We start from the raw sequence: 22,905 nt of genomic DNA on the forward strand, positions 1-22,905 counted from the left end.
TCACCCTCCGGCTGGCAGCCCGGTGCGCGGGGCGGTCGCCAGGTGGTCGCCGACGCGCTTGACCATCAGCGTCATCTCGTACGCGACCTGGCCGACGTCGGAGTCGGAGTCGGACAGGACGGCCAGGCAGCTGCCGTCGCCGGCCGCCATGACGAACAGGAAGGCCTCGTCCAGCTCCACCACCGTCTGGCGGACCCGGCCCGATTCGAAGTGCCGGCCCACGCCCTTGGCCAGGCTGTGGAAGCCGGAGGCCACGGCCGCCAGGTGCTCGCTGTCCTCGCGGGTGAGGTCCTTGGAGCTGCCGGTGGGCAGGCCGTCGCCGGAGAGGACCACCGCCTTGCGGATGCTGCCGACCTTGTCGACGAGCTCGTCGAGGAGCCAGTTGAGCGGGCCGGAGCCGCGGCCCCTGGTGTCGTTTCCGGTCTGCGGTGCGGTCATCGACCGTCCCCTTCGTTCTCGTGCGCGGGACCGGTGGCGGCGGAGGTGCCTGCCTCGGTCTCGGACTGCTGCTGTGCGTGCTGTTCGCGGCCCGCGGTCCAGCCCCGCTGGAGCGCGGACATGCGCGTGCGTACGTCCTCCGCGTCGCGGTCGGTCACCGGCGGCGCGGGGGTCTGCGCCTCGGCGGGGGCCGGGGCGTTCTTCAGCTGGGGTGCCAGGTTGGCCTGGCGGACCCGCCGGGGCAGCCCGCCGGGTGCGGCGGTGGGCGCCGCCGAGGGGGTACGGGGCTCCGCGCTCTCCCCGGGGACCGTCCGCGGCTCGGCGCCGGGGGCGGGCCGGGGCTCCACGCGGCGGCCGTGCTCCGCGACCAGGGTCGGGGTGGGGCGCCGGCGGGGCAGCGGGACGGCTCCCCCGGTGCGGGGGCCGTCCGGGCGGACCGGGTCCTGGCGGGGGAGCTCGACGCGGACCGGGCCGGTGGGCGTCAGCGGCTCCCGGCCGCGCTCGCGCTCGGCGGCACGGGTCCGCGTACGGCCGCCGTCGGACTCCGCGGCGGTGTCGCGGCCCCGCTCCCGGTCGCGGTGGCGGTCCGCGCTCCGGTCGCCCTTCCAGGCGCCGCGCTCGGGGTGCCGGTCGCTGTGGGGGCGGTCCGCGGCGCGCAGCCCCAGCAGGGCTGTGCGCGGGGTGCCGCCGGGCGGGGTCTCGTCGTCGAGGGTGGCCATGGGCGGGCGGCCGCCGACGCCGGTGAGGCCGGGGATGCCGGGGATGCCGGCGGCGGCCTCGTCGAGGGCGCCGGGGTCTTCGAGGCCGTCCAGCCCGTCCAGGTCCAGCGACCCGGCCGGGGCCTCCAGCTCCACCGGGCCGTTGAGCACGCCCGCGGGCAGCGGGCGGGCCGTCGCCGCACGGTCGACGGCGGCGGGCAGCGGACGCTCGGCGGACTTCACGGCGGAGGCGGACTTGACGCCCTTGGCGCCCTGGCCGCCGATGAGGCCCGGCGCGCCCTTGATGCCGCCGAGGCGGATGCCGGTGCCGTTGGTGTCGGGGGCCTCGGTGAGGAGCTCCACGGGGAGGAAGACCACCGCGGTGGTGCCTCCGTAGGGGCTGGGCTGCAGGACGACCCTGACGCTGTGGCGGCGCGCGAGGCGGCTGACCACGAAGAGGCCGAGGCGGTCGGTGTCGGAGAGCTCGAACTCGGGGGTCTCGGCGAGCCGCAGGTTCGCGTCGAGGAGCGCCTCGGGGGTCATGCCGAGGCCGCGGTCGTGGATCTCCAGGGTGAAGCCGTTCGCGACGCGTTCGCCGTGGACCTGGACCGCGGTGTGCGGGGGCGAGAACACCGTGGCGTTCTCCAGGAGTTCGGCGATGAGGTGGGTGACGTCGGCGACGGCCGGGCCCTCGATGCCCAGCCGCGGCAGGCGGCGCACCTCGATGCGCTCGTAGTCCTCGACCTCGGCGACGGCGGCCCGTACGACGTCCATCAGCTGGACGGGCTTGCGCCACTGGCGGGAGGGCGCGGCGCCGGAGAGGATCACCAGGCCTTCGGCGTGGCGGCGCATGCGGGTGGTCATGTGGTCGAGGCGGAACAGGTCGGCGAGTTCCTCGGTGTCCTCGGTGCGCCGTTCCATGGTGTCGAGGAGCGTCAACTGGCGGTGCAGGAGCACCTGGTTGCGGCGGGCGAGGTTGACGAACACCTCGGAGACGCCGCGGCGCAGCTCGGCCTGCTTGACGGCGGCCTCGACGGCGGCGCGCTGGAGGCTGTTGAGGGCCAGGGCGACCTGGCCGACCTCGTCCTTCTCGAATTCCAGGCGGGGGGCCTCGGTCTCCACGTCGACGGTCTCGCCCGCGGCGAGGCGGCGCATCACACTGGGCAGCCGGACGCCGGAGGCCTCGTGGGCGTCCTTGCGGAGGCGGGAGAGGTCGCGGATGAGGTCGCGGCCGATGCGCACGGACAGGACGAGGGAGACGGCGAGGGCGATGAAGCCGAGGATGCCGGCGACGGCGGCCTGGACGAGGACGTCCATCGCGACCGGCTTGACGCGCTTTTGGTAGCGGTCGCCGGCGGCCGTGCCCATGGTGGCGAGGTCGCCGAGGACCTTGCCGGCGGACTCGTCCCACTGGGCGGCGGTGACGCTGCGCGGGTTCTTGCCGGCGCCGGCGGCGATGAATCGTTCCTCCGCGTCGCGGAGCGCCTTGCTCTCCGGGCCCTTCCAGTACTGCTCGAAGAGGTCGCGGTCGTCGGCCGGGAGGATCGCCAGGTTGAACTCGTACAGCAGACCGCGATTGGCGACGAGGTCGGAGACGTGCCGGACGTCGGGGGCGCTGACGTTGCGGGCCGCGAGCCCGGACGCGATGACCGCGTCCTCGCGCGAGAGGGTCTCGCGGGCGCGGGTGATGCCGACGAGGGCGCGGCCCTGCTTGTCCATCTCCACGTTCTCCAGGGCGTGGAGGTTCATCAGGAACTCGTAGCAGGGGTCGACGAGCCGGCCGTAGAGCTCCAGGGCCTGGCCCGGGTCGAGGGAGCCCGAGTCGACGGAGTTGCGCAGCGCGGCGATGCCGTGGAAGGCGTCGAGGATGGAGTTCAGGCGGCCCCGGGCCTGGGGGGTGAGCTCGTCGCCGACCTCGGGGTCCCTGGCGTTCGCGCTGATGTCGCGGACCACCTGGTCGGTGGCGGCACGGCTCTTGGTGAGTTCGGCGGTCGCGGCGGCGGCGCGGGGGTCGCCGATGACGACCAGGGTCTGGCGGCGTTCCTTCTGGATGACGCGGACGACGTCCTCGATCGGGTAGCCGACCTTGTCGATGACGTACGCGACGTCGAGGAGCTGCATCGCCTCCCGGCCGGTGATGACCGTGGAGAAGCCCCAGAGGGCGGTCAGGGAGACGAGCGGCACCAAGAGCAACGCCACGATCTTCCGGCGGATGGACTTCCCGCGAAAGCGCATGGCCTCCCCAGCCTCCCCCAGCTCAACCCCCGTGCCGGAGGTCGGTGTTCCGTCATTTAAACGGCGTGAGCCTACTACTGCCGCGGAGCGGCTTCGAAGGCGTGTCCGGACTTTTTCGGCCCGGACCCCTGACGAAGATCACGAGTTGTCCGATAGGTCCGGCCAAGTCCGGCCCGATATGTGGCAGATGACACTCCGTGGGGTGTGAGTACCCGCATCCGGATGGATGGCTGGAATTCTTCCTTCCGCGATCTTCGGAGTCTCCGCGATACGGGAATCTCCCGGCCGCCCCGCGCGTCTGACTGGACGAGGGCACACGGGCGGGCATGGCGGGCCGCGCGGCGGGAAGTGAGCGGACCATGAGGATGTACGAAGAGGGCGGCGTGGCGGGACGGGGTCTGTGGGTGGTGGAACCGGCCCGCCGGCCCCGCATGCCGGACCCGGTACGGGCCTCGGCGGTCCGGGCGCTGCTGATCGTGGCGGTGACCCTGACCGAGGCAACGATCACCTTCTTCCTCGCGGTGACCGGCTCCTGGCTGGCCGTCCCGATGGTGTTCATGGGCATAGCCGGGACGGTGGTGGCCACCTGGGCGGTGCTGGACGTGCTGATCACCCGGCAGATGTGGAACCAGCGGTACGGAGTGGTGTCCGAGCCCAGCAGCGCCGCCGCCCCGCGCCCGCGTCCGCGCTGAGGCGGGGCGGGGGCGGGGCGGGGGCGGGGCGGGCGTCGGGGCGGGCGTCGGGAGCAGGGACTTGGGCCGGGCGCGGCGTCAGGAACGGCGGAACATGCGGGTCGCCGTGATCTCGCCGTGGATCGTCTCCTCCTCCGGGGACTGCTGGGGCAGCCCCGGGCGCAGGTGTTCCTCGACGCTGATGTACTTCAGCCCCGCCCGCAGGTCGGCGTCGTTGCGCAGCCGGATGACCAGCGGGAACTCGGCGAGGGCCGTGGTGTCGAACAGGCCCGTCGTGTACAGCAGCTGGACGCCGAGCGCGTCCGAGACGGCCCGCTGGAGCTCCAGCAGGTACGTGGCGTTCGCGCGCCCGATCGGGTTGTCCAGGAACAGCGTGCCCGCGTGGCGGTGCTTGTCGCGCCCGCGGTCGTTGCTGCGCAGGGCCGCCATGGTGCAGTACAGCGCGATGGCCGCGGTGAGCAGCTGCCCGCCGGAGAAGACGTCGCCCATCTGCCCGACCGGCACCCGCTCGGCGCGCAGCACGGCGTCCGGCTTGAGGATCTCGACGGAGATGCCCTTGGGTTCGAGGGCCGCCTGGACGCCCCGCAGCAGGAGGGACATGCCGTCGCGGCGGCCCTCGCCGAAGGAGGCGGTGCTGTTCTTCTTCACGGCCGCGCGGGTGGCCTCGTCGATGACCTCGCCGAGCCGCTCGGTCAGCGTGGCCTGGTCGGGCTCCTCGAAGCGGATCCGCAGGAACTCCTGCCCGGACCACTCCCCCAGGCCCTCGGGGAGCTGGGAGAGCCGCTGGGCGGAGCGCAGGGTGGCCAGGGCGGACTCCACGAGTCCGCGCAGGCGGTCGACGATGCTGTCGCGGTTGCGCTCCAGCTGCGCGAGCTCGTCGGTGAGGACGCGCAGGCGCGGCGCGAACGCGGTGGCCCAGGCGGCGGCGTGCTCGGGCAGCGCGGAGGCGGGCAGTTCGCGGATCTGCTGGCGCGCGGGGGTGCGTACCTGCTCGTAGCGGGTGGCGTTGGCGTGCCGGACCAGGATGTCGCTCGCCTCCCGTACCGCGGACTCGGCGGCGGAGAGGTCGGCCGCGCAGGCGCGCAGGGAGCGGCGGGCCTCGGTGGCGGACTGCCGGGCCTCCTCCAGGCTGCCCGGGTGGGGCACCGGCTCCTGCTCGTCCTCCGGGTGGGTGTGGTCGCGCAGCAGGTCCCGCAGGAGGGCGGCGGTCTCCTCGAAGCCGCCGGCGCCGTCCTCGGCGGTGCGGTGGGCGCGCAGCAGGTCGGCGTGGGCGGCGCGGGCGGACTCGACGGCGGCGGAGTGCGCGGCGAGCTGGGCGGTGGCGGTGCGCAGCAGGCCCTGGGCCTGCTCGACATCGGCGGGGATCAGCTCCTCGGGGAGCTCGGTGTGCGCCCCGCCGTCGGCCGGGGCGCGGCGTTCGGCTTCGCCGCGCAGCCGGCCGAGCTGCTCGCTCGCCGTGGTCGCCCGGGATTCCAGCATCTGTACGAGGGCTTCGGCGCGGGCGGCCGCGGCCTGCCGGGAGGGACCGTCGGCGCCGTCGGTGCCTTCGAGGAGCTGGGCGGCGCGGGTGCGGACCTTGTTGGTGAGGCGGTCGAGTTCGGCGAGGGCGGCGCTCTCGTCGCTCTCGGCGCGGGCCTGTTCGGCGCGCAGGTCGGCGCCGACGCCGACCTTCTCGTAGAGCCGGGACGCGGCGCGGTAGGCCTCGCGGAGGTCGGGGAGCGGGGCGCGCGGGGCGTCCTCGTCGGGCAGCTGGTCGGGGGCTCCGGCGATCTCGGCGCGTTCGGCGCGCAGGGCGCGGGCGGTGCGGCGGGCGTCGTCGGCGGCGCGCTGGGCGGCGCGGCGGTCCTCGTCGGCGGCGCGGGCCCGGTCGAGGCAGGCCTCGGCGCGGGCCTCGGACTCGGCGGCCTCCTCGGTGAGTTCGCGGACCCGGGCCTGCCAGCCGGAGCGCTCGCGCAGGCGGTGGGCGAGGCCGGCCAGGACGTCGGCGGCGCGGCGGGCGCGCTGGGCGGTGTCCTGGCGTTCGTCGCGGACGCGGGCGGCGTCGGCGGCGGCCTCGTCGGCTTCGGCGCGTACGGTACGGGCCTCCGCGAGCTCGGCGTCGGCCTCCTCGGCGAAGGTACGGGCGGCGGCGGCGTGCTCCGCGAGGTCGGCGAGGCGGCCGGGCGGGCAGCCGGTGCGCCAGGACGCCAGCCGGGCGGCGAGTTCGCGGTCGCCGGAGAGCCGGGCGGCGAGGTCGCGGATCTCGGTGTCACGGGCGGTCGCGCGGGTGCGCAGGGCCTGGCGTTCCTCGTCGGCGGCGCCCTCGTCGTGCATGGCCGGGTTCGGCGAGACGATGAAGATGCCGGCCGCGGCGGTGTCCGGGTCGGCTGCGGGCACCGGCGCCAGCAGCGCGGCGGCGGTGCCGACGGCGACGGTGGAGCGGGGCAGCAGCGCGGCGGCGGAGAGGACCTCGCGGGCGCGGGCGTGCGTGTCGGGGTCGGTGATGACGACGCCGTCGACGAGTTCGGGCCGGGCGGCGAGGACGGCGGCGTGGTCGGCGGGGTCCACGGACTGGGCGAGGTAGCGCCAGCCGGGCAGGGCCGGGATGCCGTGCTCGCCGAGGTACTCGACGGTGGCGAGGACGTCGGGGCCCGGCGGCAGCAGGCCGCCGTCGCCGAGCGCGCCGAGGATGCGGGCGTCGTCGGCGGCGGCGGTGCGCAGCTCGAACAGCTGGCGTTCGGCCGAGCCGACGGTGTCGGCCAGCATCCGGAGCAGCTCGTCGGAGCCCCGGTCGAGGTCGGTGACGGTCAGCGCTCCGGCGGTGGTGGTGCCGGCCGCGCCCGCGCGGGCGGCGGAGCCCTGTGGGGCCGGGGAGGCACCTGCGGAGCCGGGTGTGCCGCTGCCGCCGTCGGCGGCGGAAGACCACGGGCCCGGGCCGGAGGCGTCTGCCGTGCGCGGGCCCGGGACCGTGGCGTCCGGGGCCTGCGGGAGGCCCAGGAGGGCGGCCAGGCGGGGGGAGGCGGCGAGGGAGGCGGCGGCGCGGGACTCGGCGTCGTGGGCGGCTTCGGCGGCGTCGGCGGCATCGGCGGCGCGGGCGGCGGTGAGCTCGGCCCGGGACTCGGCGGCGGCGGCTTCGCGGGCTGTGTCAGCGGCGGCGCGGGCGGCCTCGCGGGCCTCGTCCCAGGCGGCGACGGCGGCCTTCTCGGCGTCGCTGGCGGCCAGCGCGGCGCGGGCCGGGTCGGCGTCGGGCGCGGTGTCGTCGAGCCAGCCCGCCTTGACGGCCTCGGCGGTCTCCTGCTCGACCTCGGCGAGGCGGGCCCGCAGGTGTTCGGCCTCGCTGCGGGCGCGCTGGGCGGCGGTCGCGGCGGAGGTGGCGTCGCGGTGGGCGCTCTCACCGATGTCCTGGAGGCCGGAGGAACGCTCCTCCTCCTCGTTGGCGAGGCGTTCGCCGTGCTCGGCGGCGGTGTGCAGGGCCCGTACCAGCTCGGCGGCGGCCGTGGCGCGCGCGGCGAGCGCCGGGGCGGCGTCCCGTTCGGCCTCCAGGATCGCGGCGGCGACCCGGGCGGAGCGGTCGGCGGCCGCCCGGTGGCGCAGCACGATTTCGGCGGCCTGCCAGGCGGAGTGCAGGGTGCGGGCTTCGAGGAGTTCGCGGCGCTGCGCGGCGGCGGCCTTGTCGGCGACGGTCAGGGCCAGCGAGGCGTGCCGGTAGGCGAGTTCGGCGGAGACGGCGGCGCTGCGGGTGCGCTGGGTCTCGGCGGCGGTGACCTCGTGGGCGGCGCCGGTGACCCGCTGGGCGAGGTCGGCGGCGCGGCCGCGTTCCTCGGCGGCCCGGGCGGACAGCCGCCGGGCGAGGGTGCGCGTACGCCGTTCGGCGCCCGCGTGGACGTCGCGCAGCCGGGAGCGGGCCGCGGCGGCTTCGACGATGCGGGTGAGGAGGTCCACCGAACCGGCGGTGAAATCGCGTTCGGCCATCAGCTCGGCGCGGCGGCCGAGCTTGTTGCCGAAGCCGTGGACGAGGTCGGCGAGGCCGTCGGTGTCGCGGGTGTCGGTGACGGCGCGCAGCAGCAGGTCGGTGAAGTCGGAGTCCTTCTTGACCGCGAAGAGGCCTGCGGCCTCGCCCTCGTCGGCGTTCATCTCGCGCTGGTAGCGGAAGAGTTCCGGGTCGAGGCCGAGTTCGGTGAGGTGCTCGTTCCAGCGGTCGTGGATCTCCTCGAAGTACACCTCGAGGTGCGGGTACGCCTTGCCGGCCTCGGTGAGGGCGTCGCGGAAGCCCTTCATGGTGCGGCGGCGGCCCTGGGCGCCGGAGGCGCCCTCGACGGGCGGGCGCACGGCGGTGGCCTCGGCGACGGGGAGGTTGTCCAGGCTCAGGCCCGGGCCGGGGCGGAAGGAGTACCAGGCCTCGGCGAACTTGCGGGGGTCGTTGGAGACCTGGCGGCCGCGCCATTCGCTGACCTTGCCGACGACGACGCACTCGCCGGTCTGGGTGTGCTGCCACTCCAGGGCGACGTGGCCGCAGTCGTCGGCGAGCAGGAACTTGCGCAGCACGCCGGAGCTGGCGCCGCCGAGGGTGTTGCGGTGGCCGGGCAGCATCACCGAGAAGATCAGCTTGAGGAGGACGGACTTGCCGCCGCCGTTCTCCAGGAACAGCACGCCCGCGGGCGCGGGGCGCCGGGGCGGGCCGGTGGGCTCGTCCTCGAAGAACTCCGCCTGCGTGGGCGCCGGGTGGGGCACCGGTTCGCCGACTCCGCGCAGGTCGAGCACGGTGTCGGCGTAGCGTGCGCCGGCGGGCCCGATGGAGTAGAGGCGGATCCGGGACAGCTCGTACATGGCGGCGGACTCTCGTGGTCTTTCGTAGGTCGTACGGGGACGGGTGGCTCAGGCGTGGAAGGGCAGCCCGGCGTCGGCGGCCAGCTCCAGGTCGTCGCCCTCGGGCGGCGGCAGGAGGGTGGCGGAGCCGTCGCTGACGGGGACCACGCCCAGTTCCAGGAGTTCGGCCATGGCCGCGCTGCCCGCCATGTCGCGGACCTGGAGCTGGTAGCGCGGGGTGGTGCGGTAGGTGCCGCCGGAGTCGTCGCCGGTGCGCTGGAGGAAGCCGGACTCGGTGAGGAACGCGGCGGCCTTGCCGACGATGCCGGTGGTGGAGCCGGCCAGGCGGCGGGCGTCCTTGGTGGCGCCGGTCGCGCTGCGGCGGGCGTAGACCCGCCAGGCGGCCTCCAGGCCGGGGGCGTCGGAGGCGGGGTCGGTGTTCTCGCCGAGCTCCTCGGCGCGCTCCTCCAGGCGGCGGCAGGTCTGGCGGACGAAGGCGTCGACCCCGTTGACGGTGATGCGGCCGATGTACCCGTCGTCGGCGAGGTCCTCGGGGCGCGGGAAGGCGAGGGCGGCGACGGCGAGGTGGGCCAGGCCGTGCAGGAACCGGTCGCCGCCGTCGGCGGCGGTGCGGCGGGCGTAGTCGCCCATGCGGACGGCGAAGACGGAGTCCTCGCCGGCGGCGACGGCCATCCCGGCGCGGGGGGACACCTCCAGCACGACGAGGCCGAGGCCGGTGGCGACGGCGTCGGCGAGCCGCCCGAAGGCCGGGTCCTCGCGGTAGCGGCGCAGCAGCCCGGCGTACTCCGCGTCACGGGCGGGCAGCAGCTTGGGCTGGAGCCCGAAGGCGACGAGCCGGGCCGCGTCGGCGGCGTCCGCCGGGGTGACGGCCGCTGCGGGGGCGGGCGCGACGGGAGCCGACGGCGCGTCGGTCTCGCTCCACGCGGGGTGCTCGGCGTGGTGGTCGCTCACGGGTACGTCTCCTCGGCGGTGCGGTGGTGGTTCGGTGCGGTGGGTCGGGCCCGGGGAAGGGCCCGTCGGGCGGCCGGGGCCTGGGCCGGGGGTGTCATGCCGCCTCCGCGCGGTCGGCCGCCATGCCCGCGGCGTCCAGGAGGGCGGTGCCGACGATGAGGTCGGCGCCGCCGAACTCGGGGTCGTCGAGCTGCGTGCCGTCGTCGACCGCGAAGAGGAGCCGCTCCTCGCCCTGCCGGTAGGCCGTGCCGACGGCCGGGCTCGCCGCGTGCACGGCCAGCAGCGCCACCAGGTACGGCAGGTCCGGGTCGCTGCGCCGGGCCTCGGCCAGCAGCCCGGACAGCCGGCGCGGGGCGTCGTGCGGCAGGTCCAGGAGCCGCGTCGCGGCCGCGAGCTGCTCCTCGCTGAAGCGGCTGTCGTCGGGGGTCGCGATCAGGTCGGGCTCCGGCATCTCCGCGCCGAGGTGCTCCCGCTCCACCGGCGGGGTCAGCAGGATCTCCACCAGGTCCCCGACCCGCACCGAGACGGGGGTGCGCAGGCCGGTGCCCGCCGCGAAGAAGGCGTCGGTGACCCGGACGGCGCGTTCCAGCGGCAGCGGCAGCAGGGGCGCGACGAGCTGCCCGTAGAGGTCGATGCCGGAGCGCGGGGCGGGTGCGGCGAAGGCCTGGCGGTCCTGTTCGGCGCGGAAGAGCGGGCCGGCGTCCAGCAGCCGGGACTGGAGCTGGGTGTGGCGGCGGATGCAGTCCTTGACGATGTCGACGAGCTCGGCGGCGCGCCGCTTGTTGTCGGGGTCCTCGGCCTCGTCACGGGCCTTGCGGATGTTGGTGAGGATCGCGTTCTCGTGCCGGTAGCGGTCGGCGACGTGGTCGAGGGCCTCGGCGATCATGTCCGGGACGGCCTGCAGCCAGTCCACCGCGCGGACGTTGCGCCGCGTCGCGTCGAGGGTGCGGCGCAGCGTCTCCGCGTACTGGACGGTGCGGTACCGGGCCTGCTCGGCGGCGAGCTGCGCGTCCGCGAGCCGGCCGCGGCTGATCAGCACCTCCAGCTTGACCTCGGCGGCGATCTGCGCGCTGGTGACGTCGGTGTCGAGGGCGCCGACGAGGACGTTGACGGCCTCGTCGGTGGTGCGCAGGTACACGGCGCCGCCGTAGCCCGGGACCTCTTCGATCAGCTTGAAGTCGTAGTCGCGGCGGACGTACACGCCGTCGGGTCCGAAGGTGCCGTAGATCGCGCGGAAGCCGCGGTCGACGCTGCCCACGTTGACGAGGTTCTCCAGCACCCAGCGCGCGACGCGCTCGTGCTCGGCCGCCGGGCGCTGCGGGGCCTGGGCGGCGACGCGCGGCAGCAGGCGGGCCACTATCTGCTCGTGGTCGGCGCCGGTGTCGAAGTCCATGTTGAGCGTGACCAGGTCGATCGCGGACAGCGCGACCTCCGCCATCGCGTAGACCCCGTACTCGCCGGCCAGATTGGCCTTGCGTACGTCGAGGTCGTGCAGCGGGGCGGTACAGGCGAGGGCGCGCAGCCGCCGGGCGAGGCCCTCGTCGGCGGCCGGGCCCGGCGCCGGGGACGGAAGGGTCTTCGCCGGGGCAGGGAGAGTCACGACGGAAAGACTAGGCGGTGATACGGACAACGACCCAAACGGCATGGTTCGGCCGGATCGTCCCCGCCGTCGTGGAAGGCGCGGGGCGTGCTGTTCTACGCTCGCCGCATGGCTTCCATGATCACACCCTCCGCGGCCGCGATCGACCTCAACGCCGACCTGGGCGAGGGCTTCGGACGCTGGACGCTGACCGATGACGAGGCGCTGCTGTCGGTGGTGACGAGCGCCAACGTGGCGTGCGGCTTCCACGCGGGCGATCCGTCGATCATGCGCCGGGTCTGCGAGCTGGCCGCCGCGCGCGGCGTACGGATCGGCGCGCAGGTCTCGTACCGCGATCTGGCGGGCTTCGGCCGGCGGTCGATGGACGTGCCGCCCGGGGAGCTGGCGGACGAGATCGCCTACCAGATCGGTGCGCTGGAGGTGTTCGCGCGCGCCGCCGGGTCCCGGGTGTCCTACGTGAAACCGCACGGCGCCCTCTACAACCGCACGGTCCACGACGCGGCCCAGGCGGGCGCGGTCGTGGCCGGCGTCCGCCTCGCCGCCGGGACCGCCGGACTGCCGGTGCTGGGCCTGCCCGGGTCGCTGCTGCTCGCGGCGGCCGCGGAGGCCGGGCTGGAGGCCGTACCGGAGGCCTTCGCCGACCGGGCCTACACGGCGCACGGGACGCTGGTCCCGCGCGGGGAGCCGGGGGCGGTGGTCCACGACCCGGACGCGGTGGTCGCCCGGGCGGTGGGCATGGCCGCCGAGGGAGCGGTGCACGCCGTCGACGGCAGCCGCATCGCGGTCGCGGCCCGCTCGCTGTGCCTGCACGGGGACACCCCGGGCGCGGCGGAGCTGGCCCGCCGGGTCCGCGAGGCGCTGGCCGGGGCCGGGGTGCGGGTGGAGGCCTTCGCGTGAGGACGCTGGTGGTGGGGGACGAGGCGCTGCTGGTCGAGGTGGACTCGGCGGGCGAGGTGGCGGCGCTCCACGCCGAACTGCTGCGCCGCCGGGATGCGGGCGAGCTGGGCGGCGTACGGGAGGTCGTGCCGGCGGCGCGGACCGTGCTGCTGGACGGCGTACGGGGGCCGCGGGCGCTGGCGGCGCGGATCGCGGGCTGGGAGGTGCCGCCGCTCGCGGAGACCGAGGGGCCGCTGGTCACCGTCCCGGTGCGGTACGACGGGCCGGACCTCGCAGAGGTGGCCGGGGCCTGGGGGGTCGCGGAGGAGGAGGTTCCGGGGCTGGTCGGGGGCATCGTCTTCCGGGTGGCGTTCTGCGGGTTCGCGCCCGGCTTCGGCTACCTGACCGGACTCCCCGAGCGCCTCCGCCTGCCCCGCCGCGCCACGCCCCGTACGGCGGTCCCGGCGGGCTCGCTGGCGCTGGCCGGGGAGTACGCGGGGGTCTACCCGCGCTCCTCCCCCGGCGGCTGGCAGCTGATCGGGTCCACCGACGCCGTGCTGTGGGACCCGGCGCGGGAACCGGCGGCGCTGTTCGCGCCCGGGGTACGGGTGCGGTTCACGGAGGCGGGGGCATGAGCGGGCTGGAGGTGCTGCGGGCGGGTGCGCTGACCACCGTCCAGGACCTGGGCCGCCCCGGGTACGCGCACCTGGGCGTCCCCCGCTCGGGCGCCCTGGACACCGCCGCGCACACCCTGGCCAACCGGCTGCTGGGCAACCCGGCCGGTGCCGCCACCCTGGAGACCACCTTCGACGGGGTCACGCTGCGGGCCATGACCCCGGTCACGGTGGCCGTGACCGGGGCTCCCTGCGCGGTACGGGTCTGCGGGCGCCCGGCGGCCTGGGGTGCGCCGGTCCGGCTGCGGGCGGGGGCGGAGCTGGACGTGGGCCGGGCGGAGTCCGGGCTGCGCTGCTATGTCGCGGTGCGGGGCGGGTTCGCCGTCCCGCCGGTCCTGGGCAGTCGCGCGACGGACCTGCTCTCGGGCCTGGGCCCGCCGCCGCTGCGGGCGGGCACGGTGCTGCCGGTGGGCACCCCGGGCCCGGATCCGGTGCGCGGGGCGGACACGGCGGGGCTGCCGGGGGCGCCGGGGGTTTCGGGGGAGCTTGGGGCGCCGGGCGAGCTGGTGTTGCCGCTGCGGCTGGGGCCACGGGCCGACTGGTTCACGGGGGCTTCGCTGGCCCGGCTGCTGTCCTCGCGGTACCGGGTGGCGGCGGCGTCCAACCGCATCGGCCTGCGCACGGAGTCGGGCCCGCCGCTCGCCCGCGCCCGGGAGGGGGAACTGCCGAGCGAGGGCATGGTGCTGGGCGCGGTGCAGGTCCCCCCGGACGGCCTGCCGGTGGTGTTCCTGGCCGACCACCCGGTGACCGGCGGCTACCCGGTGGTGGGCGTGGTCCCGCCGGGCCGCCCCCTGGACGCGGCCGCGCAGGCGAGACCGGGGGTGGGGGTGCGGTTCGTGGGGGTGGGGGGGTAGGGGGGTGGGGGTGGGCGGGACACCCCCCGACCCCACCCCACCCACCAAACCCCCTACACCGCCGACTCCGGCGCGATCCGGCTCCGTACCGCCGACTGGACGTCTTCCTCCTCCGCCGGGTCCGCCGCCAGGCGGCGCAGGCGGGGGGCCACGCGGGCGTCGGCCGTCTCGGCGTGGCGGGCCGCCACTTCGCGGGTGGTCTCCTCGCAGTCCCAGAGGCATTCGACGGCGAAGCCGGCCCCGAAGGCGGGGTCCGTGCTGGCCAGGGCGCGGGCGGCGCGGCCGCGCAGGTGGGAGGAGGAGGTTTCGCGGTAGATGTGCCGCAGCACCGGCGCCGCGCAGCCGATGGAGAGCCGGCCCGCGCCGTCGACCAGGGCGAAGAGCCGGATGGAGTCGGGGCCGGAGCCCCGGACGGTGGAGCGGAGGGCTCCGAGGACGAGGGCGGCGTCCCCGGCCCCGCCGCGGGCCGCCAGGAGGGCCGCAGCGGCCGCTCCGAGGGCGTCGGGGCGGTGGACCCACATCCGGGCCCGGTCGAGGGCGGTCGGGCCGCACATGCGCTCGTAGGCGGCCACCGCGGGCTCGTCCCCGGCGGCTTCGATGAGGTCCAGGACGGCCGGGTTCTCCGGTTCGGCGAGGACCAGGTGGTGCAGGGCGGTGGCCCGGGCGGCCTCGCCGTCGGCTCCGGCGGCGGCCGCGAGGATCGCGGAGCGGTCCTCGGGCGCGGCCACGGCGGCGAGGCAGCGGGCGGCGGGCACGTGCAGCGGGGTGCCGCGGCGCAGGCCGTCGGCGGCCCAGTCGAAGACGGCCTGGACGCCCCAGCCGGGCCGGGGGCCGCTGGGGGTCATCTGGCGCTGCCAGCGGTCGAAGGAGCCCTGCTGGCGGGCGGCGCGCAGGCGCTCCCCGTAGCGCGGGGTCTCCTCCCACAGGCACCACGGGCGGGGCTCGTAGGCGTCGCGGACGGCGGCGGCCAGCCGCGCCTCGCCCTCGGCGGTGGCGGGGAACCGGGCGAGGACGGGGTCGGCGAGGGAGCGCAGTCCCTCGTCGTCGTCGCGCAGGGCGAGCTCGTCGAGGGCCCAGGCCCAGTTGGCGCCGGAGGCGGCGTAGCGGCGCAGCAGCATGAGCGCGTCGTCGCGGCCGTACGAGGCGAGGTGGCCCAGCACGGACAGGGCGAGGCCCGTCCGGTGGTCCTCTTCGTCGACGAGGTCGTCGGCGCTGAAGAGGTGGGCTTCGATCTCGCCGAGCGGGCCGTCGAGGTCCAGGTACAGGCGGGCGTAGTACAGGGAGCGGTTCTCGACCTGCCAGTCCTGGCGCGGGTCGCGGAGCACGCACTGGTCGAGGGCCGCGAGGGCCTCCGGCCGGGGCGCCGCCAAGGCGTGCAGCGTGCCGTCGCCGCGGCCCCGCTGGAGGAGCCCGAGCAGGGTGCCGCTTGGCGCTATGACTGGTTCGAACATGGGAATGGCCTCAAATCAAGCTGGGGACGCAACCGGGAATCGGGATTCACAGGGCCGCGTAACAGCATGTGAGGACGTCCGCCGTCATGTTCCGCTCGATGTAGACCATTGCCTTCTCACTCTCGTCGGTGCTTCGCGACCTGGCGGCCGGGGCGGCAGGGTGGGGGTGGACGCCTGTCGTGTCCAGCCCGCTCCTGCCCGTACGTCATGTTCGCGAATCGAATCCGACGCCATGATGACCCAGGCGGTTTGTGCGCCGCGACCACATTTAAGGCCGCCGTGACCAAGCCGTGAGGTCTCGGCAGCGGTCCTGGCCCGGTCCTGGCCCGGCGGGGGCCGGGAAAAAGCGGATTACTTGGCTCCGAAGAGTTCCAGCAGGTCGGCCTTGGCGAACATGCGGGCCGTGTCCACGGCGGAGGGGGTTCCGGCGTTCGGGTCGGCCCCGCCGGCGAGCAGGGCGCGGATGACGGCCTCCTCGCCCTTGAAGACGGCGCCTGCGAGCGGGGTCTGGCCGCGGTCGTTGGCGCGGTCGGCTTCGGCGCCGCGGGCCAGCAGGACGGTGACGGCGTCGGCGTGGCCGTGGTAGGCGGCGAGCATGACGAGGGTGTCGCCGCGGTCGTTGGTGAGGTTCGCGGGGACGCCGGCGTCGAGGTAGGCGGTCAGCGTCTCGGTCTCACCCTGACGGGCGAGGTCGAAGATCTTGGTGGCCAGCTCGATGACGTCCGCGTCGGGAGCGTCGGCCGCGTCGTCCTGGTGCTCGTTCATCGGTGGTGCCGCCTTTCACTCGCTGCTCGTATCGCTCGCCGCTTCGGCAAGAGTTTCCCCAGGCCGGGCGGGCCGTGGGGTGCACGGCACTGCGTCCGTACGGGTGAATCGACAGGGTAGCGCCCGGCGTCGGACATGACGGGCACGGACCGCGGCAAGGATGCCCGTCGACGGCGCCCCCACACCCGGGGCGGCGGACGCGCCAGTCGGGGTGGGCCGGTCAAGTGAAAAACCAGCGAATTCACCCATATGCACCTTTTGTCGCATTGATACTTCCTGTGAGCCTGGAAGAACTGATGGTGACCGTCCCCACCCACCAGGAGAACTTCTCATGGTCCTGTCCATCTCAGGTGTCGTCCTGCTCGGCATCATCTGCTTCCTCTTCTTCAAGAAGGACGGCATGAAGGCGACGCACGCGATCGTCTGCGCGCTCTTCGGCTTCTTCCTCGCCGGCTCCGCCATCGCCCCGAGCATCACGGCGAGTACGGCGAGCCTCGCGAGCCTGCTCGGCGGGATCAAGCTCTAGACCGCCCCGACCGCACCGTCCCCGCTCCACCACAACTCCAGGAGACGACCGTGGCCCGGCGCCCACTCCCCCGAATCCTCACGCGCGGCACCGCGTCGCTCGCCCGGGGCCGCGACTTCGCTCGCACGGCCGCCGACAGTGCCACGGACGTCCTCCATCCGCTCCTCACCATCGGACGCGGCCTGCGCATCCTGGCCGCGGCCGGGCGGCGCACATGGGCCGCGACCCCCAAGGACAAGCGTGGTCCCGCGCTGTTCCTGGGAGCCGCCGTCGTCCTCGCGGTCGCGCTCGTCCCCTACGGTCCCCTCGCCGCCATGATCACCCTCATGGCGGCGGCGGCCTGGCAGGGACGCGACCGCACCCCGGTGAAGACCGGGCCCAGCGATGCGGAGACCGAACGGCTCGGCTCCCTCTACGAAGCCCTCGTGCCGTACTTCTCCATCCCGGAGGACCCGAGTCCGCTCTTCGCCCACGGCGGGGACTGGGACGAGGCCTTCAGCGGCTACGAGTTCGACGAGTCGGGCCGCGTGACCCGGCTGCGCATCCGCTACCCGGCCTACTTCACCGACGGCGAGGCCGCTTCACGGGCCCGGATCGAGACACTGCTGCACGCCAAGTCCGGGCGCGGACGGGAGTACCACTTCGACTGGGACGAGGAGGGCAACCAGCTCGACCTCCGTGTGCTGGCGGCGCTGCCCACCGGTATCGCCGCCCAGCCCTTCGTGACCTCGCCGGGCGAGACCGTGCTCGGCTTCACCGACCCGGCGGCGGTGCAGCGCACCCTGCCCGTGGTCGAGGGCGACGAGCCCCGCGACGTGCCGCCCGTGATCTGGCGGACCGGCCCCCGCTCCACCGAACCGCACCTGCTGGCCGTCGGCCAGCCCGGCAGCGGCACCTCCACCCTGCTGCGCTCGATCGCCCTCCAGGCCCTGCGGCACGGCGGCGACGTCATGATCGTCGAGGGCGGCGGCAGCGGCGAGTACGCCTGCCTGTCCGGCCGCGCGGGCGTCCTCGCCGTCGAGTGCGGTCCGACCGGCGCTCTGGCCACCCTCGAATGGGCCGCCCACGAGACGGAGCGCCGCCTGATCGCCACCCACCGGGCCCGCGAGGCGGGCCTGCCCGCGCCCGAGGACACCCGGCGGCCGCTGTGGATCCTGCTGGACCGGCCCAGCGTGCTCGCGCACCTCGCCGCCGCCGACGGGCGCCCGGACCCCCTGGCCCAGCTCCAGGTCCCGCTGCGGCACGGGCGCGCCGCCCACATCACGGTGGTGGTGGCCGAGCAGTTCGACCACCTGGAGCTGCTGAACGACGCCGTCTGGCAGCACACGCGGGCCCGGGTCGTCCTCGGGCCGGCCGCGCTCCAGCAGATCACCGACGTCCTCGGGCTCCCCCCGCACACCACCCCGCCCGCGCAGCTGCCGCCGGGCCGCGGGTACGCCCGGCTCGGCACCGGGCCCGTGCACCGGCTCCAGGTGCCGGCCACGCCGGACCCGTACGACGACGGCACGCACCCGGGACACCGTCAGGCGGTGATGGAACTGCTCCCCGAGCGGCAGACGCCGGGCGGCGGGGGCGGTGGCGAGGGCCCCGCGACCCTGTCCAAGCCGCTCCAGGTCCAGCCCCCGGCGCAGTCCCAGGGCTCCTCGATCGACGCCTCGGAGATCCCGGAGGTCCCGGCGGAGGCCCCGTAGCCCGTACGGCCCCCGCCGACCCCGCCCCTACGCGACGAACGTGCGCGGGGGCTCCGCCCCGCTGCCGCCCGCTCCGGTGCCGACCAGCCGGGCCGCCGCCGCGAGCCGGGCGGCGGCCTCGTCGGCCACCGGGCCCCCCACGGTGAACGGCAGCCGGACGTACCCCTCGAAGGCGCCGTCCACCCCGAACCGGGGGCCCGAGGGGACGCGGACGCCGACCCGCTCCCCCACCTCCGCCAGCCGCGATCCGGACAGCCCGCCCGCCCGGGCCCACAGGGTGAGCCCGCCGAGCGGCACCGTGAACTCCCACTCCGGCAGCTCCCGGCGCACCGCCTCGACGAGCGCGTCCCGGTTGTCCCGGGCCTGGTCGCGGCGGATCCCGACGGCCTCCTCCCAGCCGCCGGTCCGCATCAGCCAGTTCACCGCGAGCTGCTCCAGCACCGGCGTGCCGAGGTCGGCGTAGGCGCGCGCCGCGACCAGGCTGCGGATCACGTCCGGCGCCGCGCGGACCCAGCCGATCCGCATCCCCGCCCAGAAGGCCTTGCTGGCGGAGCCGACGGTGATCACGGTGGAGCCGGCCGGGTCGAAGGAGCAGACCGCGCGCGGCATCTCCAGGTCCGGGTCCAGCTGGAGCTCGGCCATCGTCTCGTCGGCGATCAGCACGGTGCCGGCGGAGCGGGCGGCCTCGACCATCGCGCGGCGCTGCTCGTCGGAGGCGAGGGCCCCGGTGGGGTTGTGGAAGTCGGCGACGACGTACGCGAGGCGGGGGGCGGAGTCCCTCAGCACCTGCCGCCAGACGTCCATGTCCCAGCCGGTCAGCCCTTCCGCCATGGCGACCGGTACGAGGCGGACCCCGGCGGCTCGCATCAGCTGGAGGATGTTGGCGTAGGAGGGGGATTCGACGGCGATGCGCTCGCCGCGGCCCGCGAAGAGGCTGCAGATGGCGTCGATGGCGCCCATCGCGCCGGTGGTGACCATGATCTGTTCGGGCATGGTCGGGATGCCGCGGTCGGTGTAGCGGTCGGCGAGCATCCGGCGCAGGGCGGGCAGTCCGGCCGGGTAGTCGCCGTGGGTGTGCGCGTAGGGTGGGAGTTCCTCCAGCGCGCCCTGGACGGCCTTGGTGAGCCAGGGCTCGGGGGCCGGGAGGGCGGCGCAGCCGAGGTCGATCATGGAGCCGAGGGATTCGGGCGGCAGGGGTTCCAGGCCCCGGGCGGGGAGCGGGCTCCCGGCGGGTACGGAGGTCCAGCTGCCGGCGCCCCGGCGGGATTCCAGGAAACCCTCCCCGCGCAGGGCCTCGTACGCGGCGGCGACCGTGGTGCGGCTGAGGGAGAGGGCGACGGCCAGCTCGCGCTCGGCGGGCAGCCGGGCGGCGACGGGGACGCGGCCTTCGAGGACGAGGAGCCGGATGCCGTCGGCCAGGGTGCGGTACGCGGGTGACTTGCGGGGGCCGGCCGCGCCGGGCCGCTCCTGCTGCGAGGTGATCAGACGGGCGAGCTGTGCGGCACCGACCGCTGAGGTCCACTGAGCCATGGCGTCCGGTCCACCTTCGTCGAATTGGCCTCGGCGGGCGGGGACCGGGGCCGGTATTGGATTGGTTCCGCGGGATCCAGAGTGTCATGGTGCGGTCCATTCGGGCCAGAGCGGGGTGCCGGTCCGGGCGGCCGGGTGCGGCCGTTCACCCTCCGTCCACGCGCCCGCCGCCGTCCCGGGGAGCAGAGCGGGCATACTGCGGCCGTGACCCTCGTACGCCTGCGCCACCCCTACCTCGACCACCCCGCTCCGATCCCCTTCGCCCACCGCGGCGGAGCGGCGGACGGGCTGGAGAACACCGCCACCGCCTTCCGCCGGGCGGCCGCCGCCGGCTACCGGTACTTCGAGACCGACGTGCACGCGACGGCCGACGGAAAACTGGTGGCCTTCCACGACGCGACGCTCGACCGGGTGACCGACGGGCAGGGCCGCATCCGCGAGCTGTCCTGGAGCCGGGTGCGCGAGGTGCGGGTGGCCGGGAGCGAGCCGCTGCCGCTGTTCGAGGAGCTGCTGGAGGAGTTCCCCGAGGCCCGCTGGAACGTGGACATCAAGGACGAGTCGGCCCTGCATCCGCTGGTGAACCTGATCGCCCGGGCGGGTGTCTGGGACCGGGTGTGCGTGGGCTCGTTCTCGGAGCGCCGGGTGGCCCGGGCGCAGAAGATCGCCGGGCCGCGGCTGGCGACCTCTTCCGGGATCGGCGGGGTGGTGGGGCTGCGGCTGCGGTCCTTCGCGATCCCGGCGGCCCTGCGGGTGGGCGCGGTGGCGGCGCAGGTGCCGGAGACCCAGGCGGGCATCCGGGTGGTCGACCGGCGCTTCGTACGGACCGCGCACGAGCGGGGACTCCAGGTGCACGTCTGGACCGTGAACGAACCGGAACGCATGGAGTCTCTGCTGGACCTGGGTGTCGATGGCATCATGACCGACCGGATCGACATCTTGCGCACGGTGCTGGACCGGCGCGGGGCCTGGGCCTGACGAGCCCGCGGGCCGCCGCGCCCGGTGCGGCGCGGTGCGCGTACGGGGACCAGCGAGGGGGCGCTCATGAGTGAGCGGACGGAAATCGAAGCGGAACCGGACGCGGAGGACGGCAGAGCCGCCGCCGCGCGCAAGCGGGAACAGCACGGCTGGTACTTCTACGACTTCGCCTGCTCGGTCTATTCGACGAGCGTCCTCACGGTGTTCCTCGGGCCGTACCTGACCGCGGTGGCCAAGGCCGCGGCGGACGCCGACGGGTACGTCCACCCGCTGGGGATCCCGGTCAGGGCCGGGGCGTACTTCGCGTACTCGGTGTCGGCGTCGGTGATCGTGGCCGTGCTGATCATGCCGCTGGTCGGGGCGATGGCGGACCGGACCGGGCGCAAGAAGCCGCTGCTGGCGGCGGCCGCGTACACGGGGGCGGCGGCGACGGCCGGGATGTTCTTCCTGGACGGCGACCGCTACCTGCTGGGCGGGCTGCTGCTGGTCGTGGCGAACGCGTCGCTCTCGCTGTCGATGGTGCTCTACAACGCCTATCTGCCGCAGATCTCCACGCCCGACGAACGGGACACCGTCTCCTCGCGCGGCTGGGCCTTCGGCTACACCTCGGGCGCCCTGGTGCTGGTGCTGAACCTGATCCTGTTCCAGGGGCACGATTCCTTCGGGCTCTCCGAGGGCGTGGCGGTGCGGATCTGCCTGGCCTCGGCGGGTCTGTGGTGGGGGGCCTTCACCGTCATCCCGCTGCGCCGGCTGCGCGACCGGGCGGTGGTGCGGGAGCCGGGCGCGGCTGCGGCCGTCAGCGGCTGGAAGCAGCTGGTGACGACGCTGAAGGACATGCGGCGCTATCCGCTGACCCTGTCGTTCCTGCTCGCGTACCTGATCTACAACGACGGCGTGCAGACGGTGATCTCGCAGGCGTCGGTGTACGGCTCGGAGGAGCTGGAGCTGGAGCAGTCCACCCTGATCGTGGCGGTGCTGCTGGTGCAGGTGCTGGCGGTGGCGGGCGCGCTGGCGATGGGCCGGCTGGCCCTCTCGTACGGGGCGAAGCGGACGATCCTCGGCTCGCTGGCCGCGTGGGCGCTGACGCTGGCGGCCGGGTACTTCCTGCCGGCCCGGACCCCGATGTGGTTCTTCGCGCTCGCCGCGATGATCGGGCTGGTGCTGGGCGGCAGCCAGGCCCTGTCGCGCTCGCTGTTCTCGCACCTGGTCCCGGCGGGCAAGGAGGCGGAGTACTTCTCGGCGTACGAGATGAGCGACCGCGGGCTGAGCTGGGTCGGGCCGCTGGTCTTCGGGCTGACGTACCAGCTGACGGGCAGCTACCGGGACGCGATCATCTCGTTGGTGGTCTTCTTCGCACTGGGTTTCGTGCTGCTCGCGCGGGTGCCGGTGCGGCGCGCGGTGGAGGCGGCGGGGAATCCTGTTCCCCTACGCGTCTGAGCACGCTCCGGGGCCGGATCCGACCCCGGAAGGACCCGGACTCACGAACGAATTCCGAACGAATTTCGACGTTGAAGCGAAGGGCCGGTAGTGTACGCCTTTGGCCTGCCAGGCGGACCGTTACTGCGCGCATGAGAAGTGTAGACGTTGGGTGACATCTGCTGCCAGATGTGACAAAACGGGCATTGGTGGGTACAACAAGGGGCGGCACGACGGGCGACGCGTGACCCGGAGCGGGAATCTATACCGCCGACCGGACGTTGACCGGATGACGACGACAGCGACACCTGTCCTGTGGGCGACAAGCCCGGGAGGCACGATTCATGAGTGAGCGAGCTCTCCGCGGTACGCGGCTCGTGGTTACCAGCTACGAGACGGACCGCGGCATCGATCTGGCCCCGCGCCAGGCGGTGGAGTACGCATGCCAGAACGGACATCGATTTGAGATGCCGTTCTCGGTTGAGGCAGAAATTCCGCCGGAGTGGGAGTGCAAGGCGTGCGGCGCCATGGCACTCCTGGTGGACGGGGACGGGCCCGAAGAGAAGAAGGGCAAGCCTGCGCGAACGCACTGGGACATGCTCATGGAGCGACGCACCCGCGAGGAGCTGGAGGAGGTGCTGGCCGAGAGGCTGGCCGTCCTGCGTTCCGGCGCCATGAACATTGCCGTGCATCCGCGGGACAGCCGCAAGTCCGCCTAGCCGGGGAC

17 protein-coding genes are annotated in these 22,905 nt (G+C 74.9%); 9 read left to right on the forward strand and 8 right to left on the reverse strand.

Features of this window, described 5'->3' with window-relative positions; translation table 11 throughout:
* Complete coding sequence (locus ACFV0Q_RS11540) at window positions 1-438, reverse strand: roadblock/LC7 domain-containing protein (protein ID WP_385003951.1); 438 nt, start codon at window positions 436-438, stop codon at window positions 1-3.
* The gene (locus tag ACFV0Q_RS11545; RefSeq protein WP_385003953.1) at window positions 435-3,371 is read right to left on the reverse strand and encodes a nitrate- and nitrite sensing domain-containing protein; all 2,937 of its coding nucleotides are present in this window, start codon (window positions 3,369-3,371) and stop codon (window positions 435-437) included. The genes ACFV0Q_RS11540 and ACFV0Q_RS11545 overlap by 4 nt, the downstream gene beginning before the upstream one ends.
* A gap of 359 nt (window positions 3,372-3,730) precedes the next feature.
* On the opposite strand from ACFV0Q_RS11545, the gene ACFV0Q_RS11550 reads away from it, so the two are divergent.
* A complete protein-coding gene (locus ACFV0Q_RS11550; RefSeq protein ID WP_385003955.1) occupies window positions 3,731-4,063 on the forward strand; it encodes a hypothetical protein in 333 nt (110 codons plus the stop codon).
* A 78-nt stretch (window positions 4,064-4,141) separates the two neighbouring features.
* On the opposite strand, the gene ACFV0Q_RS11555 is transcribed toward ACFV0Q_RS11550, so the two are convergent.
* The 3 genes from ACFV0Q_RS11555 to ACFV0Q_RS11565 all read right to left on the reverse strand — a co-directional run bounded on the left by ACFV0Q_RS11555 (window position 4,142) and on the right by ACFV0Q_RS11565 (window position 11,465).
* Window positions 4,142-8,869, reverse strand: coding sequence for a hypothetical protein (locus ACFV0Q_RS11555; RefSeq protein WP_385003957.1), 4,728 nt, complete (start codon window positions 8,867-8,869; stop codon window positions 4,142-4,144).
* A gap of 48 nt (window positions 8,870-8,917) precedes the next feature.
* Window positions 8,918-9,820 carry a hypothetical protein gene (locus ACFV0Q_RS11560; protein ID WP_385003959.1) on the reverse strand — a complete coding sequence of 301 codons (903 nt, stop codon included), beginning with the start codon at window positions 9,818-9,820 and terminating at the stop codon, window positions 8,918-8,920.
* A gap of 94 nt (window positions 9,821-9,914) precedes the next feature.
* Entirely contained in the window at window positions 9,915-11,465 is a 1,551-nt protein-coding gene (locus ACFV0Q_RS11565; protein ID WP_385003961.1) for a hypothetical protein, read from the reverse strand.
* Between the two features lie 72 nt (window positions 11,466-11,537).
* On the opposite strand from ACFV0Q_RS11565, the gene ACFV0Q_RS11570 reads away from it, so the two are divergent.
* The 3 genes from ACFV0Q_RS11570 to ACFV0Q_RS11580 are packed head-to-tail and all read left to right on the forward strand — an operon-like array spanning window position 11,538 to window position 13,824.
* A complete protein-coding gene (locus ACFV0Q_RS11570; protein WP_385003981.1) occupies window positions 11,538-12,317 on the forward strand; it encodes a LamB/YcsF family protein in 780 nt (259 codons plus the stop codon).
* Entirely contained in the window at window positions 12,314-12,931 is a 618-nt protein-coding gene (locus ACFV0Q_RS11575) for an allophanate hydrolase subunit 1 (RefSeq protein WP_385003963.1), read from the forward strand. Before ACFV0Q_RS11570 ends, ACFV0Q_RS11575 begins: the two co-directional genes overlap by 4 nt.
* Window positions 12,928-13,824, forward strand: a complete 897-nt coding sequence (locus tag ACFV0Q_RS11580; protein WP_385003965.1) for a biotin-dependent carboxyltransferase family protein — start codon at window positions 12,928-12,930, stop codon at window positions 13,822-13,824. The genes ACFV0Q_RS11575 and ACFV0Q_RS11580 overlap by 4 nt, the downstream gene beginning before the upstream one ends.
* Window positions 13,825-13,877: 53 nt before the next feature.
* Here the strand turns inward: ACFV0Q_RS11580 and ACFV0Q_RS11585 are convergent, their stop codons facing one another.
* Together ACFV0Q_RS11585 and ACFV0Q_RS11590 are read right to left on the reverse strand one after the other, a co-directional pair.
* Window positions 13,878-15,275, reverse strand: a complete 1,398-nt coding sequence (locus ACFV0Q_RS11585; protein WP_385003967.1) for a HEAT repeat domain-containing protein — start codon at window positions 15,273-15,275, stop codon at window positions 13,878-13,880.
* A gap of 351 nt (window positions 15,276-15,626) precedes the next feature.
* Window positions 15,627-16,040, reverse strand: a complete 414-nt coding sequence (locus ACFV0Q_RS11590) for an ankyrin repeat domain-containing protein (RefSeq protein ID WP_385003969.1) — start codon at window positions 16,038-16,040, stop codon at window positions 15,627-15,629.
* 331 nt (window positions 16,041-16,371) lie between these two features.
* Here ACFV0Q_RS11590 and ACFV0Q_RS11595 point away from each other — a divergent pair, with 331 nt between their 5' ends.
* A complete protein-coding gene (locus tag ACFV0Q_RS11595) occupies window positions 16,372-16,566 on the forward strand; it encodes a hypothetical protein (RefSeq protein WP_385003971.1) in 195 nt (64 codons plus the stop codon).
* 50 nt (window positions 16,567-16,616) lie between these two features.
* Complete coding sequence (locus ACFV0Q_RS11600; RefSeq protein ID WP_385003973.1) at window positions 16,617-18,257, forward strand: hypothetical protein; 1,641 nt, start codon at window positions 16,617-16,619, stop codon at window positions 18,255-18,257.
* Between the two features lie 27 nt (window positions 18,258-18,284).
* Here ACFV0Q_RS11600 and ACFV0Q_RS11605 read toward each other — a convergent pair whose 3' ends face one another.
* Window positions 18,285-19,787: a PLP-dependent aminotransferase family protein gene (locus ACFV0Q_RS11605; RefSeq protein WP_385003975.1), complete on the reverse strand. Its 1,503-nt coding sequence runs from the start codon at window positions 19,785-19,787 to the stop codon at window positions 18,285-18,287.
* A 204-nt stretch (window positions 19,788-19,991) separates the two neighbouring features.
* On the opposite strand from ACFV0Q_RS11605, the gene ACFV0Q_RS11610 reads away from it, so the two are divergent.
* From ACFV0Q_RS11610 to ACFV0Q_RS11620, 3 genes are all read left to right on the forward strand, one after another.
* On the forward strand, window positions 19,992-20,762 hold the full coding sequence (locus ACFV0Q_RS11610) for a glycerophosphodiester phosphodiesterase family protein (protein ID WP_385003977.1): 771 nt from the start codon (window positions 19,992-19,994) through the stop codon (window positions 20,760-20,762).
* A gap of 66 nt (window positions 20,763-20,828) precedes the next feature.
* Entirely contained in the window at window positions 20,829-22,199 is a 1,371-nt protein-coding gene (locus ACFV0Q_RS11615; RefSeq protein ID WP_385003979.1) for an MFS transporter, read from the forward strand.
* Between the two features lie 323 nt (window positions 22,200-22,522).
* On the forward strand, window positions 22,523-22,897 hold the full coding sequence (locus tag ACFV0Q_RS11620) for an RNA polymerase-binding protein RbpA (RefSeq protein WP_007262928.1): 375 nt from the start codon (window positions 22,523-22,525) through the stop codon (window positions 22,895-22,897).
* The last annotated feature ends 8 nt before the right edge of the window (window positions 22,898-22,905 follow it).

This window comes from Streptomyces sp. NPDC059564 (assembly GCF_042735575.1).
Lineage (GTDB): Bacteria > Actinomycetota > Actinomycetes > Streptomycetales > Streptomycetaceae > Streptomyces.

Bases quoted from the DNA above. Each gene is read 5' to 3' on its own strand.
- ACFV0Q_RS11540 (WP_385003951.1), bottom strand. From the start codon at position 438: ATGACCGCACCGCAGACCGGAAACGACACCAGGGGCCGCGGCTCCGGC.
- ACFV0Q_RS11545 (WP_385003953.1), bottom strand. From the start codon at position 3,371: ATGCGCTTTCGCGGGAAGTCCATCCGCCGGAAGATCGTGGCGTTGCTC.
- ACFV0Q_RS11550 (WP_385003955.1), top strand. From the start codon at position 3,731: ATGAGGATGTACGAAGAGGGCGGCGTGGCGGGACGGGGTCTGTGGGTG.
- ACFV0Q_RS11555 (WP_385003957.1), bottom strand. From the start codon at position 8,869: ATGTACGAGCTGTCCCGGATCCGCCTCTACTCCATCGGGCCCGCCGGC.
- ACFV0Q_RS11565 (WP_385003961.1), bottom strand. From the start codon at position 11,465: ATGCCGTTTGGGTCGTTGTCCGTATCACCGCCTAGTCTTTCCGTCGTG.
- ACFV0Q_RS11570 (WP_385003981.1), top strand. From the start codon at position 11,538: ATGATCACACCCTCCGCGGCCGCGATCGACCTCAACGCCGACCTGGGC.
- ACFV0Q_RS11580 (WP_385003965.1), top strand. From the start codon at position 12,928: ATGAGCGGGCTGGAGGTGCTGCGGGCGGGTGCGCTGACCACCGTCCAG.
- ACFV0Q_RS11585 (WP_385003967.1), bottom strand. From the start codon at position 15,275: ATGTTCGAACCAGTCATAGCGCCAAGCGGCACCCTGCTCGGGCTCCTC.
- ACFV0Q_RS11590 (WP_385003969.1), bottom strand. From the start codon at position 16,040: ATGAACGAGCACCAGGACGACGCGGCCGACGCTCCCGACGCGGACGTC.
- ACFV0Q_RS11595 (WP_385003971.1), top strand. From the start codon at position 16,372: ATGGTCCTGTCCATCTCAGGTGTCGTCCTGCTCGGCATCATCTGCTTC.
- ACFV0Q_RS11605 (WP_385003975.1), bottom strand. From the start codon at position 19,787: ATGGCTCAGTGGACCTCAGCGGTCGGTGCCGCACAGCTCGCCCGTCTG.
- ACFV0Q_RS11615 (WP_385003979.1), top strand. From the start codon at position 20,829: ATGAGTGAGCGGACGGAAATCGAAGCGGAACCGGACGCGGAGGACGGC.
- ACFV0Q_RS11620 (WP_007262928.1), top strand. From the start codon at position 22,523: ATGAGTGAGCGAGCTCTCCGCGGTACGCGGCTCGTGGTTACCAGCTAC.